This window comes from Micromonospora sp. NPDC003816 (genome assembly GCF_042874705.1).
Classification (GTDB): Bacteria; Actinomycetota; Actinomycetes; order Mycobacteriales; family Micromonosporaceae; genus Micromonospora.
This window is the reverse complement of the sequence record NZ_JBIANP010000006.1, coordinates 68,926-80,671: the sequence shown is the minus strand read 5'-3', so window position 1 is coordinate 80,671 and position 11,746 is coordinate 68,926. Positions and strand designations below refer to the sequence as shown.

At 73.5% G+C, this 11,746-nt stretch carries 11 protein-coding genes and 1 pseudogene; 4 read left to right on the top strand and 8 right to left on the bottom strand.

Features of this window, described 5'->3' with window-relative positions:
- The first annotated feature begins 65 nt into the window (after nt 1–65).
- Complete coding sequence (locus ACFYTT_RS20315) at nt 66–1,607, top strand: glycosyltransferase family 39 protein (RefSeq protein ID WP_387261652.1); 1,542 nt, start codon at nt 66–68, stop codon at nt 1,605–1,607.
- A 78-nt stretch (nt 1,608–1,685) separates the two neighbouring features.
- Here ACFYTT_RS20315 and ACFYTT_RS20310 read toward each other — a convergent pair whose 3' ends face one another.
- The gene (locus ACFYTT_RS20310; protein WP_131054326.1) at nt 1,686–3,257 is read right to left on the bottom strand and encodes a PAS domain-containing sensor histidine kinase; all 1,572 of its coding nucleotides are present in this window, start codon (nt 3,255–3,257) and stop codon (nt 1,686–1,688) included.
- A gap of 25 nt (nt 3,258–3,282) precedes the next feature.
- Nucleotides 3,283–4,314 (bottom strand): SIS domain-containing protein, encoded by a 1,032-nt coding sequence (locus ACFYTT_RS20305; RefSeq protein WP_176096005.1) that lies wholly within the window; start codon nt 4,312–4,314, stop codon nt 3,283–3,285.
- Nucleotides 4,315–4,508: 194 nt separating this feature from the next.
- Between ACFYTT_RS20305 and ACFYTT_RS20300 the strand changes: the two genes are divergently transcribed.
- Nucleotides 4,509–6,161 (top strand): tetratricopeptide repeat protein, encoded by a 1,653-nt coding sequence (locus tag ACFYTT_RS20300; RefSeq protein ID WP_387261102.1) that lies wholly within the window; start codon nt 4,509–4,511, stop codon nt 6,159–6,161.
- Between the two features lie 121 nt (nt 6,162–6,282).
- On the opposite strand, the gene ACFYTT_RS20295 is transcribed toward ACFYTT_RS20300, so the two are convergent.
- Entirely contained in the window at nt 6,283–7,863 is a 1,581-nt protein-coding gene (locus tag ACFYTT_RS20295; RefSeq protein ID WP_131054328.1) for an MDR family MFS transporter, read from the bottom strand.
- A 114-nt stretch (nt 7,864–7,977) separates the two neighbouring features.
- On the opposite strand from ACFYTT_RS20295, the gene ACFYTT_RS20290 reads away from it, so the two are divergent.
- On the top strand, nt 7,978–8,562 hold the full coding sequence (locus ACFYTT_RS20290) for a TetR/AcrR family transcriptional regulator (protein WP_131054329.1): 585 nt from the start codon (nt 7,978–7,980) through the stop codon (nt 8,560–8,562).
- A gap of 37 nt (nt 8,563–8,599) precedes the next feature.
- Here ACFYTT_RS20290 and ACFYTT_RS20285 read toward each other — a convergent pair whose 3' ends face one another.
- Together ACFYTT_RS20285 and ACFYTT_RS20280 are read right to left on the bottom strand one after the other, a co-directional pair.
- Nucleotides 8,600–9,112, bottom strand: coding sequence for a GNAT family N-acetyltransferase (locus tag ACFYTT_RS20285; RefSeq protein ID WP_357210643.1), 513 nt, complete (start codon nt 9,110–9,112; stop codon nt 8,600–8,602).
- Nucleotides 9,109–9,324: a biotin/lipoyl-binding carrier protein gene (locus tag ACFYTT_RS20280; RefSeq protein WP_093405215.1), complete on the bottom strand. Its 216-nt coding sequence runs from the start codon at nt 9,322–9,324 to the stop codon at nt 9,109–9,111. The genes ACFYTT_RS20285 and ACFYTT_RS20280 overlap by 4 nt, the downstream gene beginning before the upstream one ends.
- A gap of 200 nt (nt 9,325–9,524) precedes the next feature.
- Here ACFYTT_RS20280 and ACFYTT_RS20275 point away from each other — a divergent pair, with 200 nt between their 5' ends.
- Nucleotides 9,525–9,599 carry a 50S ribosomal protein bL37 gene (locus tag ACFYTT_RS20275; RefSeq protein ID WP_370461611.1) on the top strand — a complete coding sequence of 25 codons (75 nt, stop codon included), beginning with the start codon at nt 9,525–9,527 and terminating at the stop codon, nt 9,597–9,599.
- A 90-nt stretch (nt 9,600–9,689) separates the two neighbouring features.
- Here the strand turns inward: ACFYTT_RS20275 and rsrA are convergent, their stop codons facing one another.
- From rsrA to ACFYTT_RS20260, 3 genes and pseudogenes are all read right to left on the bottom strand, one after another.
- Nucleotides 9,690–9,977: a mycothiol system anti-sigma-R factor gene (gene rsrA, locus ACFYTT_RS20270; protein ID WP_387261097.1), complete on the bottom strand. Its 288-nt coding sequence runs from the start codon at nt 9,975–9,977 to the stop codon at nt 9,690–9,692.
- A 1-nt stretch (nt 9,978) separates the two neighbouring features.
- Nucleotides 9,979–10,794, bottom strand: a complete 816-nt coding sequence (locus ACFYTT_RS20265; RefSeq protein WP_162854371.1) for a sigma-70 family RNA polymerase sigma factor — start codon at nt 10,792–10,794, stop codon at nt 9,979–9,981.
- Between the two features lie 236 nt (nt 10,795–11,030).
- Nucleotides 11,031–11,670: pseudogene (locus ACFYTT_RS20260) on the bottom strand (alpha/beta family hydrolase); the annotation flags it as partial.
- Between the last annotated feature and the right edge of the window lie 76 nt (nt 11,671–11,746).

Below are 11,746 nucleotides of genomic sequence, written 5' to 3'. Positions count from 1 at the left end.
TGGGGGATTTGTCCGATAGGTCGGTCCCGGTCGCCGGAACCGGCGTCCGGCTCAGCGGCGTACGCCTGCGTGCCCTGCCGGTCTGGCTGCTCCCGGCGGGCCTGACCCTGCTGGTGACGCTGGCCGGGTTGGACTCCGCCCAGCCGTGGCGGGACGAGTTGGCCACCTGGAGCGCCGCCACCCGGCCGGCGGCCGACCTGTTCCGGCTGACCGGCACCATCGACGCCGCCGCCGCGCCCTACTACCTGCTCGTGCACGCCTGGACGGCGGTGGCCGGCGACTCGGTGGCCGCGCTGCGTCTGCCGTCCGCACTGGCCATGGCCGTCGCCGCCGGCCTGACCGCCACGCTCGGTCGACGGCTCTGGGACGCCCGCGTCGGCACCCTCGCCGGGCTGCTGTTCGCGGTCCTGCCCAGCACCTCCCGCTACGGCCAGGAAGCCCGCCCGTACGCGCTGGCCACCGCCCTGGCCGTGCTGAGCACCCTGCTGCTCGTGGACTCGCTGCACCGTCCCGGTCCACGCCGCTGGGCCGGGTACGCCGTGACCACCGCCGCCCTCGGGCTCACCCACCTGGTCGCCCTCACCCTGCTCGCCGCACACGCCGTCGCCGTACTCACCGCCACACCCCGCACCGCTTCACCGGGCACCACCGCACCGCCCGCCGCCGACCCGGCGTCATCGGACCGGGCGTCGACCCCTGACCCCGGGCCCCGGGCCCCGGGCGACCTCGGGGCCGGTGGGGGGCGGCGGCGGTTCCGGCGACGGGTGGCGTGGGGGTGGGTGGCCGCGTTGGTGCCGGTGTTCGCGGCGGTCACCCCGTTGGCGCTGCGGGCCCGGGGGCAACGGGCCCGGCAACTGGACTGGGTGGACGCGGCGCGGCCCGGGGACCTGGCGGCGCTGCCCGGCGGGGTGGTACAGAGCGGGGTGGTGGGCGGCCTCCTGGTCGGGCTCGCCGCTCTCGGTACGGTCCGGGCCGGTCGGCGGGCGCTGCTGCCGGCCAGTTGCGTGCTGCTGCCCGTGCTGCTGCTCTTCGTCGCCGGGTCCGTCGTCCCGCTCTGGGTTCCCCGCTACCTGGTCTTCGTGGTGCCGTTCGGCTGCCTGCTGGCCGGTGCGGCTCTGCGTACGGTCCGGGCGCCCGGTGCACTCGCCGTGGTGGCCCTGGCCGGGCTGCTCGGTCTGCCGGACCAGGCCGCGTTGCGACGTACCCACGAGTGGCCGCGCAGCGCCACGGTCGACTACGCGGGCGCGGCCCGGATCGTCGCCGACGACCTGCGCCCCGACGACACGGTGGTCTACTCGCCCCGGGAGAGCTGGCTCTTCCTCGACCTGGGGCTGCGCTACCACCTCGGCGAGCGGACACCCCGGGACGTACTGGCGGTGGCGGACCCGCAGCGCCGGGGCGATCTCTGGGCCACCGAGTGCGACCGGCCGACGGAGTGCCTGGCGGGGGTGGACCGGGTCTGGCTGGTGGTCGCCGGCGGTCCGGACGACCCGCTGGCCGCCGTCCCCGGGACCAAGGGTGACGCGCTGCGGAGCGGCTACACCGTCACCCGGGTCTGGCCCCGACCCGGCCTCACCGTCGCCCTGCTCACCGCCGACGACCGCTGACCGCCCGCCGGGCGCGGCACCGAGGGCGACCGGCGAACTCCCGGTCGGCCCGGGGCACGCTCAGGCGCCAGGGCACGCTCAGGCGCCAGGGCGTTCCGGGGCGGTGCGGGCCAGCGGGACGATCAGGATCGCCTCGGTGCCGCCCTCGGCGCCGGGCCGCAGCTCGATACTGCCCCGCAGCTCCCCGGTGACCAGGGCGCGGACGATCTGCAGACCGAGCTTCCCGCTGCCGGAGGCGTCGAAGTCGTCCGGCAGCCCCCGACCGTTGTCGGCGACGGTGACGTGCAGCATCTTGCGGGCCCGGTGCGCCGACACCACCACCTCGGGCGCGTCGGCGGTGGGCGGGCCCGGTGGCTCCGGCTCGACACCGACCTCGTCCTCGGCCTCACCGGTCGGCGGGAAGCCGTGCTCGACGGCGTTGAGCAGCAGCTCGTTGAGCACCATCACCATCGAGGTGGCGATCTCGGCCGGCAGCACGCCGAAGCTGCCCGTGCGTCGCATCCCGACGCTCACCTCGGTCGCCGCCACCTCGGTCGCCGCACTGGCCACCCGGTCGACGATCCCGTCGAACTCGACCGCCTCGTCGCTGGACATGGAGAGCGTCTCGTGCACCAACGCGATCGAGGCGACCCGGCGTACCGACTCCTCCAGGGCGACCCGCGCCTCGGGTATGCCGACCCGGCGGGCCTGGAGGCGCAGCAGCGCCGCGACGGTCTGGAGGTTGTTCTTCACCCGGTGGTGGATCTCCCGGATGGTGGCGTCCTTGGTGATCAGGGCCCGGTCCCGGCGGCGTACCTCGGTGATGTCCCGGACCAGGACCAGCGCGCCGATCGGCACACCGGCGGGCATCAGCGGCAGGGCCCGGGTGAGCATGGTCGCGCCCCGCGCGTCGATCTCGCGCCGGGGCGGCGCCTCGCCGCGCAGCGCGGCGAGGATGCCGTTGCCGGCCTCGGTCCCCTCCAGCGGGTCGTTGGCCAGTCGGCGGTGCAGCGCCGCGAGATCCTCGCCCACCAGGTGGGAGGCGTAGCCCAACCGGCGGTACGCGGACTGCGCGTTCGGACTCGCGTAGGTGACCTTGCCCCCGGCGTCCAGCCGGACCAGCCCGTCACCGACCCGGGGCGCCGAGGTGGTCTCGCCGGGGTGCCGGGGCGGCGGGAACGTGCCGTCGGCGATCATCTGCGCCAGGTCGTCGGCAGTGGTCAGGTAGTTCAACTCCAGCTGGCTGGGCGTACGGGCGGTGGACAGGTTGGTGTCCCGCCCCACCACGGCGATCACCTCGTCGGACTCCCCGTCGGCGGCTCGCAGCCGGACCGGGATCGCCTCGTGTCGGGCGGGCACGTCGCCGTACCAGACCGGATCGCCCTCCCGCCAGATCCGGCCCTGTCCGTAGGCGACGTCCAGGTGCGCCACCTCCGGGCCGCCGACGATGCGTCCCACCTGGTCGTCCTGGTACGCGGTGGGCGCGGTGGTCGGGCGGACCTGGGCCACGCAGAGGAAGCTCCCCTCACCGTCCACGGGGACCCAGAGCAGCAGGTCGGCGAAGGACAGGTCGGACAGCAACTGCCAGTCACCGGCGATGCGGTGCAGGTGGTCGATGTCGGCCGGACGCAGACGGGTGTGCTCCTCGGCGAGATCGCGCAGCGTTGACACGCCGACCAGCGTGCCACGCCGAGGGTCACCTCGTCGCGGTGACCTTCTTCAGGCCCCGGGGCGCGTCCGGGTCCTCGCCCCGGGTCAGCGCGAGGGCCAGCGCCAGCCGTTGCAGCGGCAGGATGTCCAGCAGCGGGGCGTAGCGCTCGTCGACCTCGGGCACGCCGAGCCGGGTGGCCCCCTCGACCTCGGCGGAGCCGACCACGACCACGTCGGCCCGACGCTCGCCGAGCCGGGGCAGCACCTCGCGCATCGCCTGCCCGCCCGGCCCGGAGCCGACCACGGCCAGCACCGGCACGTCCGGGTCGGTCATCGCGAGGGGGCCGTGCAGCAGGTCGGCGCCGGAGAAGGCCAACGCCGGCAGGTACGACGTCTCCATCAGCTTGAGCGCGGCCTCCCGGGCGGTCGGGTACGCGTACCCCCGGCCGGTGGTGACCAGTTGGCCGGCGAAGCGGTAGCGGGGGGCGAGCTCGGTGGCGGTCGGGTCGGCGAGGGTCCGGGCGGCCAGTGCCGGCAGCGCGGCCAGTGCCCGGCGCTCGTCGTCCGGAAGCGTGCCGTCGCCGGACCGGATCCCCTCGACCAGCAGGAGCAGGGCGAGCAGCTCCGCGGTGTACGTCTTGGTCGCCGCCACCGCCCGCTCGTGTCCGGCGGCGATGTCGACGGAGAGTTCGGCGGTCCCGGCCAGCGGGGAGTCCGGTGCGTTGGTGACCGCGAGGGTGAGTGCGCCGGAGTCCCGGGCGCTCCGGAGCACCTCGGCCAGGTCGGGCGAGCCGCCGCTCTGGCTGACGCCGACGACCAGGGCGTCGGAGAGGTCCGGCCGGGCGCCGAAGAGGGTCACGGCGCTGGGCGAGGCGAGCCCGGCCGGCAGGCCGAGACGGATCTCGGCGAGGTACGCCCCGTAGAGCGCGGCGTGGTCGGAGGTGCCGCGCGCGGTGAACACCACGTGCCGGGGGCGGCGCTCGGCGATGGCGGCGGCGACCCGGGCGATCGGTGCCGCGTACTCGTCGGAGAGCAGTCGCTCGTAACCGGCCGGCTGCTCGTCGATGTCGGCGGCCATGCCGCTTCCTGGGCGCGTCACGCGAACTCCTCCCCTGCGCGGTCCCCGCGCGTTTGATGCTCAGTCTTGCAGGATTCTTCACGTATGAGCAACCGAACGCGCAGTACTGCGCAGTGGATCACCAAAACTAGGAGTCGTCACCTACGCTGACCCGACCTCACCGCGCAACCCGTACCTACCACCGAGAGGACGACGTGGCCGAGGGAACCGACGATCGGGCGTTGCCGGCGACGGAGGAACTGGCCCTGGCCCGGCAGGCCCTGGACTCCGGCGACCTGGCACACGCCGCTGACCACGTGGCGGCTGCGCTGGCCCGGGCACCGACGCTGCCCGAGGTGCACGAGACCCTGGCCCGACTGGCCGTGGCCGGCGGCGACGACCCGGTGGAACTCTTCCCTCTGCAACACCACACCTTCATCGGCGCGGTCGTCGCCCGGGCACACCTGCTCGCCGCCACCGGCCGTCCCGCCGAAGGGCTCGACCTGCTGGTGGCCGCCACCGCGCACGCACCGGGAGCGGACTGGGCCGGTGTCCCCTGGGTCACCTCACCCGACCTGGCCGAACGCCTCGGTCCGGACCAGGCGGCCCGGGTCCTGATGCAGGTCTGCGCCGCCGCCCCCGACCCGGTCCCCGCGTCCGACCGGGCGGCCCTGGCGGCCTACCTGACGCTGGCCCGCAACGCGGTCACCGTCCACCCGGAACACGGGCTGCTGCTGGGCACGGCCTCCGCGCTGGCCCGGCGGGTCGGCGAGGTGCCGCTCGCGGTCCGCTGGGCCAGTCGGGGCGTACGCGCCGCACCGTCCAAGATCGGCGAGGTCTGGCTCGGGTACGCGTTGCGCAGCGCGGGCCGTACCCGGGAGGCGCTCGTCGCGCTGCGCCGTGCCGTCGACCACGACCCGGACGACCTCGCCGTGTACGCCGACATCGCCGGCACGCTGGCAGACCACGGCCGGCTCGACGAGGCGCTGGTCTGGATCGAGCGGGCGTTGACCCGCAACCCGTCCTTCGACTGTGCCGTGCACACCGCGCACCGGCTGCGGTTCCAGCGCGACGCCGACGTACGCCACCTGGTCGCGCTGGCCGACTTCGTCCGCGACCATCCCGACGACTCCCACGAGCACGGCGACCTCGCCGAGTGCTGCCGTGGCCGCCCCTGGCTGGGACAGGTGACGCCGGTCGCCGCCCGCCCGCCGTTCGACACCGCGGAGCGGGCACGCCCGACACCGCCACCGCCCTCCGCGGACGCGGCCCGGCGACTGCAGCAGCTCGCCCACCCCGCCTGGCCGCACCCACCGGCCGCGTACGACACGGCGGTCGGCCTGGCCACGCTCGACCTGTCGGACCTGCTCGGCCTGCTGGCCCACCCGCCGGAGGCTCCGCCGACCGCGTTGGGCCGGGTGCTCGCCGGGCAGGATCCCGCGCTCTGGGTGCGCTGCGTCCAGGTGTGGGCCTGCCTCGGCCTGCTGCACCACCGCACCGACGAGCCGTGGGCCGCCTCGACGCGACGGCGGGTGCTCACCGAGTTGACCGACACCGAGGAGGTCGCCGAGGCGGCCCTGTTCGCGTTGGTCACCGCCGCCTGGGTGGACCCGTCGGTCCGGCCCGACGTGGCCGGGCTGGTCGCCGCCCGACTCGCCACGGTGGCCGAGGCGACCCGGCAGGGCCCGGTGCCGATGGCCGCCTCCCTGGCCCACCTGGCGCTGGCCGCCCCGGATCTCGACCCGGACAGCGTCGCCCTGGCGCGCACCCTGGCCGGCGCACCCGCCGGAGGGCACCGCTCGCCGCTGCGCGCACTGCTGCACCGGCTGCTGCGCCCGTTCCGCCCCCGCCTACCCGGCCCACCCTGATCCGCGCATCTCGCGCTCACGGACGTAAGGAGGGGTCCCCTGCTATGCACGAGGCGTTAGCAGGGGACCCCTCCTTACATCCGGCACAGCCGGAACATCCGGCACAGCCGGCTCACGCGGCTCACGCGGACGGGGAGCGGGCCAGAGCGGTCTCGGCCTGTTCCTCGGGCGTGCCGGTCGGTTCGTTGCTGGTGCGCAGCGGGATCTCGCGGATGAACCAGGCCAGCACCGGCACCAGCACGGCGAAGAGCACCGCCCACAGGAAGACGTGCGAGATCGCGTCGGCCAACCCGCCGAGCACCGCCTCGCGCGCCTGTGCCGGCAACTCCCGGAGCTGGTCGATGTTCATCGCCGCCCCGGCCTCGCCGCCGCCGCTGAAGGCACCACCGGCGGCGGTACCGGCCAGCCGGTTGGCGAAGATCGCACCGAACAGCGAGATGCCGAACGAGCCGCCGATGGAGCGGAAGAAGGTGGCCGCGCCGCTGGCCGCGCCGAGGTCCTTCTGCTCCACGCTGTTCTGCGCGATCAGCATCGACGTCTGCATGAGGAAGCCCATCCCGACGCCGAGCACGATCATGTAGAGCGACGACTGGACCTTGCTGGTGTGCACGTCCAGCAGGCTCAGCAGGGCGAGCCCGACGGCCATCACCGCGCCACCGACGATCGGATAGATCCGGTAGCGACCGGTCCGGGTGATGGCCCGGCCGACGAGCAGCGAGACCACCAGCATGCCGAACATCAGCGGCAGCAGGAGCAGGCCCGAGTTGGTGGCCGAGGCGCCCTGCACGGTCTGCTGGTAGAGCGGCAGGAAGTTCATCGCGCCGAACATCGCGAAGCCGAGCAGGAAGCCGATCGTGGAGATCAGGGCGAAGTTCCGGTTCGCGAACAGACCCAGGGGCAGGATCGGCTCGGGGGCGCGCCGCTCGACGAACCCGAAGGCGACCAGCGCGACGAGCGCCAGGGCGGCGAGGCCGAGGATCTGCGGGGAGCGCCAGGCGTACTCGTTGCCGCCCCACGTGGTGATCAGCACGATCGCGGTGATGCCGACCGACAGCAGCGCGGCGCCGAGCCAGTCGATCCGGTGCTCGGTGCGGTACCGGGGCAGGCGCAGGGTGGCGATGAGCAGCACCAGCGCCACGCCGCCGAGCGGCAGGTTGACGTAGAACGCCCAGCGCCAGGAGAGGTGGTCGGTGATGAAGCCGCCGACGAGCGGTCCGGCGACCATGGCGATGGCCATGATGCCGGCGATCATGCCCTGGTACCGGCCGCGCTCGCGAGGCGGGACCAGGTCGCCGATGATCGCCATCACGCCGACCATCAGGCCACCGGCACCGAGGCCCTGCACCGCGCGGAAGGCGATGAGCTGGACCATCCCGTCGTCGGGTCCGCCGAGGGCCGACGAGCCGGCCATGCCGCAGAGCGCGGAGCCGAGCAGGAAGAGCACCACGGCGGTGAGGAAGACGTTCTTGCGGCCGTACAGGTCGCCGAGCTTGCCCCAGATCGGGGTGGAGACGGTGGTGCCCAGCACGTACGCGGTCACCACCCAGGTGAAGTGGTTGAGCCCACCGAACTCGCCGACGATGCGGGGCAGCGCCGTGCTGACGATCATGTTGTCGAGCATCGCCAGCATCATGGCGATCATCAGCCCGAACAGGACGAGTCGAATGTTGGGTCGCACGGCGGCCTGTTGTTGTGAGGCCATCGGTAAGCTCTCCCCCCGAGACGTGACGCACTTACTTGCCGACCGGCTAGCTACCTTACTAGCCGGACGGTAAGTTGGACAGCAGATGACGGTCAACTGGATTAGGTGGTGCAGGTGAGCCAGAGCACAGGCGGCACCCGGGAGCGGATCAAGGCCGTCGCGCTGGAACTCTTCACCGAGCAGGGCTACGAGGCGACATCGCTGCGTGAGGTCGCCGAACGACTCGGCGTGACCAAGGCCGCCCTCTACTACCACTTCAAGAGCAAGGACGAGATCGTCACCAGCGTCGTCGAGGACCGGCTGGGCCGGATGGACACGCTGATCTCCTGGGGCGAGGGCCAACCGGACACGCTCGCCACCCGCCGGGCGCTGATCGAGCGGTACGCCGACGCGATGTTCGGCGGCGAACAGCCGTCGGTGATGCGCTTCTTCGAGCAGAACCAGACCGCCCTGAAGAACCTCTCCGCCGGTCGGGACATGCGCGAGCGGATGTTCCGGCTGGCCTCCGTGCTGTGCCGGGGCGACGACAGCGCCGGTGCCCAGCTACGCGCCGTGCTGGCCCTGTTCGCCGTGCACAGCAGCTGGTTCGCTCTGCGTACGCCGGACATCACCGACGCCGACCGCAAGCGGGTGGCGTTGGAGGTCGCCTACGAGCTGCTGGCCGCGATCGCGGTACCGGCCGCACCGGCCGAGGCGTGACCGCCCGACCGCCGACGCCCGCCGGAGGTCCGAGCGCTCAGCCGGCCGGGGTCAGCGTCAGTCGCAGGGCGAGCAGGTCGACACCGGGCATCGGCGACCAGTCCTGTTCCGGTACGCGGACGAAGCCCCGCCGCCGATAGAGCCGGTGCGCCGGCTCGGCGTGGCCGGCGCGTACGCAGATCACCAGCGCGGTGCAGCCCCGCCCGGTCGCCTCCGCCACGCACGCCTCGACCAGGGCGGCACCGGCACCCCGTCCCTGTGCGGCCGGATCGACGGCCAGCATGCGGAACTCCGCCTCGTCCGGTCGGCACAGCTCGGCGTACCTGCTGCCGGGCAGGACGAAGGTGACCGTGCCGAGCACCTGACCGGTGGCCGGGTCGACGGCGACCAGGATCCGGCCGTGTGCCGCCCGACCACTGACGTCGGCCAGCACCTCGGCGTAACCGTTCTCGCCCTTCAACTGGCCGTCGGCCTCGTACGCGGCGACGGTCAACCGGGCCACCGCGGCGAAGTCGGCCGGCTCGGCCGCGCGGACCAGGACGCCGGTCAACCGATCACCGCGATCAGGTCACCGTCCTGCACCACGTCGCCCTCGTTGACCGCGAGCTGCTGCACGACGCCGTCGGACTCGGCGATCACCGGGATCTCCATCTTCATCGACTCCAGGATCACCAGCGTGTCCCCCTCGGACACGGTGTCCCCGGCCGACGCGACGACCTTCCAGACGTTCGCCACCATCTCGGCGCGGATCTCCTCGGCCATCTCCCGGCCCCTTCTCTCGCGACTGCCTGCGCCACATCCAATCATGTGGCGGTCCTCCCCGGGCGGCGAGCAGCAGCCCCGGCGAGGATGCGTCGACGCCGACCGCACTAGCATCAACAGGTCGGACCCTGGCTCCGGAGGGCCGGTAGCGTGCCCCGGGGTCGAGGTCGTGCGCAGACGATCATCACGAGGAGGTCACCATGGCGAAGAAGGCCCGCAAGAAGAAGGCCCGGAAGAAGAGCGCCGCCAACCACGGCAAGCGCCCCAACTCCTGACGACGACGCTCCGGTCCCGGCGGACCGGACAGCGAGACGCCGGTGGCCCGTCCGGGCCACCGGCGTCGTCGTCCCTCCCTCGCCGACCGGTCAGTCGGCCAGTTCGCGGGACTCGGTGCTCTCGAACACCACGATCTCGCTGAGGCGTACCCGCAGTCGCTCGCGCAGTTCGTCCGGCGCGGACTCGTTGCCGCAGCAGCGGGCCACCAGCGCCTTCACCTCCTGCTCGATGCCGTACTCCCGCAGGCAGGGACCGCATTCGTCGAGGTGGTGACGGATCCGGGAGCGCCGCTCCTGGGCGCACTCCAGATCGAGGTAGAGGTAGACCTCGGCGAGGACCTCGCGGCAAGCCGTCTCGTGCGGGTCTCCACAGCTCACGTCACACCTCCCGGCCGGTGGCAGCGGAACTCCGGGCCGTCGACGGCGCGGCCGAGAAGCCGCGCTCCGCGGCGTAGCCCTCAAGCAGCTTGCGCAGATTACGACGACCGCGGTGCAACCGCGACATCACGGTGCCGATCGGCGTACCCATGATGTCGGCGACCTCCTTGTAGGAGAACCCCTCGACGTCGGTCAGGTACACCGCCAGCCGGAACTCCTCCGGCAGCTGCTGGAGGGCCTCCTTGACGTCACTGTCGGGCAGCCGGTCGAGCGCCTCCGTCTCGGCGGAGCGCAACCCACTGGAGGTGTGCGACTCGGCCTCGGCGAGCTGCCAGTCGGTGATCTCATCGGTGGGCGCCTGCACCGGCTGCCGCTGCCGCTTGCGGTAGGAGTTGATGTAGGTGTTGGTCAGGATCCGATACAGCCAGGCCTTCAGGTTCGTGCCCTGTTCGAACTGGTGGAAGGCCGCGTACGCCTTCAGGTAGGTCTCCTGGACCAGGTCCTCGGCATCCGCCGGGTTACGCGTCATTCGCAGGCCGGCCGCATAGAGCTGATCGACGAATGGCATCGCGTCCCGCTCGAACCGGGCCCTGCGCTCGTCCGTCTTCTCGGTGGTCAACCGCACATCCCCTCGGGTCGGATGCTTCCCCGCCGAGGATACGCGCACGGACCTCCCGGCAGATTCGGTTCCGACGGGTGTGCCCGTCGCCACCTCGGCCGGTGACACCGTCGCCGGCCAGTCCGGGCCCGCCAGCAGTTGCCGTAGCTGCCGCGCGTCCCGCTCGTCGCGTTCCCGGTTCCGGATCTCGGTCGGCACCGGTCACCCCCTCGCACAGTGGTCATCCGAGGGGTTCAACACCCACCGCAGGCCAGGGCATTCCGGATCCGACTCCCGATCCTGGTCCCGGCCGCGCGGATCACACGGCTGGGACCAGGAAGGGCCTGGGAGCCCGGTGCGACCGCCCCGACCGGGCGGGCGACACCATGGGATGCAACGACCCGGCGCGGCCACCGGACACGGCGCGGGCCCCGACCGGCACCGCGGCGGCCGCGTCCCGGCCGGGCGGACGACGGGCGGTCAGGACCGCACCCAGCCGTGTGCGCGCAGCCAGTCGATCACCAACGCCGCCGTGCCGGGTGGGTCGCCACGCAGGTCGTGGCGCTGGCCCGGGCGGACCACCACCTGCACGCCGGGGCCCGGCTCGGGCACCCCGAACGGGTCCCGGTCGCCGTTGACGACCAGTGTCGGCACCCCGCTGTCCAGCTCGGCGGCCCGGCTGCGTTCCGGGCGGCCGGGCGGATGCAGCGGGAAGGCGAGCGCGACCACCCCGGCGGCGCCGACGCCACGCGCCGTCCGGCAGGCCACCCGCGCGCCGCTGGAGCGACCTCCCACCAGCACCGGTACGCCCGGATGACGCCCCCGCAGCACGGTCGACACGGCGGTCCAGGCCGTGTCGAGGTGTCCGGCCGGAGCCGGAGCCCGCCGACCGGCGACCCGGTAGGGCTGTGTCACCCGGGCCACGACCAACCCGACAGCCACCGCCGCGTCGCGTAGCGCGAGCAGGTCCGGTGCGTCGACACCGCCACCCGCCCCGTGCCCGAGCACCAGGAGCGCGCCGGCCGGGCCGGGCGGTCGGTCGGTGTCCACCCGCGCCGGGCCGTGCGGGGTCTCGATGAGGTCGTCGTGCGGCACGGCTCCATTCTGCGGGCCGCACGCTCTGCGCGACCGGCGGTCACGCCGCCGCCCGCGCCACCGGCGGCCGGGCTGG

Coding starts and splice junctions, on each gene's coding strand:
- ACFYTT_RS20305 (WP_176096005.1), bottom strand. CDS start 4,314: ATGGCCGCCGACATCGACGAGCAGCCGGCCGGTTACGAGCGACTGCTC.
- ACFYTT_RS20295 (WP_131054328.1), bottom strand. CDS start 7,863: ATGGCCTCACAACAACAGGCCGCCGTGCGACCCAACATTCGACTCGTC.
- ACFYTT_RS20280 (WP_093405215.1), bottom strand. CDS start 9,324: ATGGCCGAGGAGATCCGCGCCGAGATGGTGGCGAACGTCTGGAAGGTC.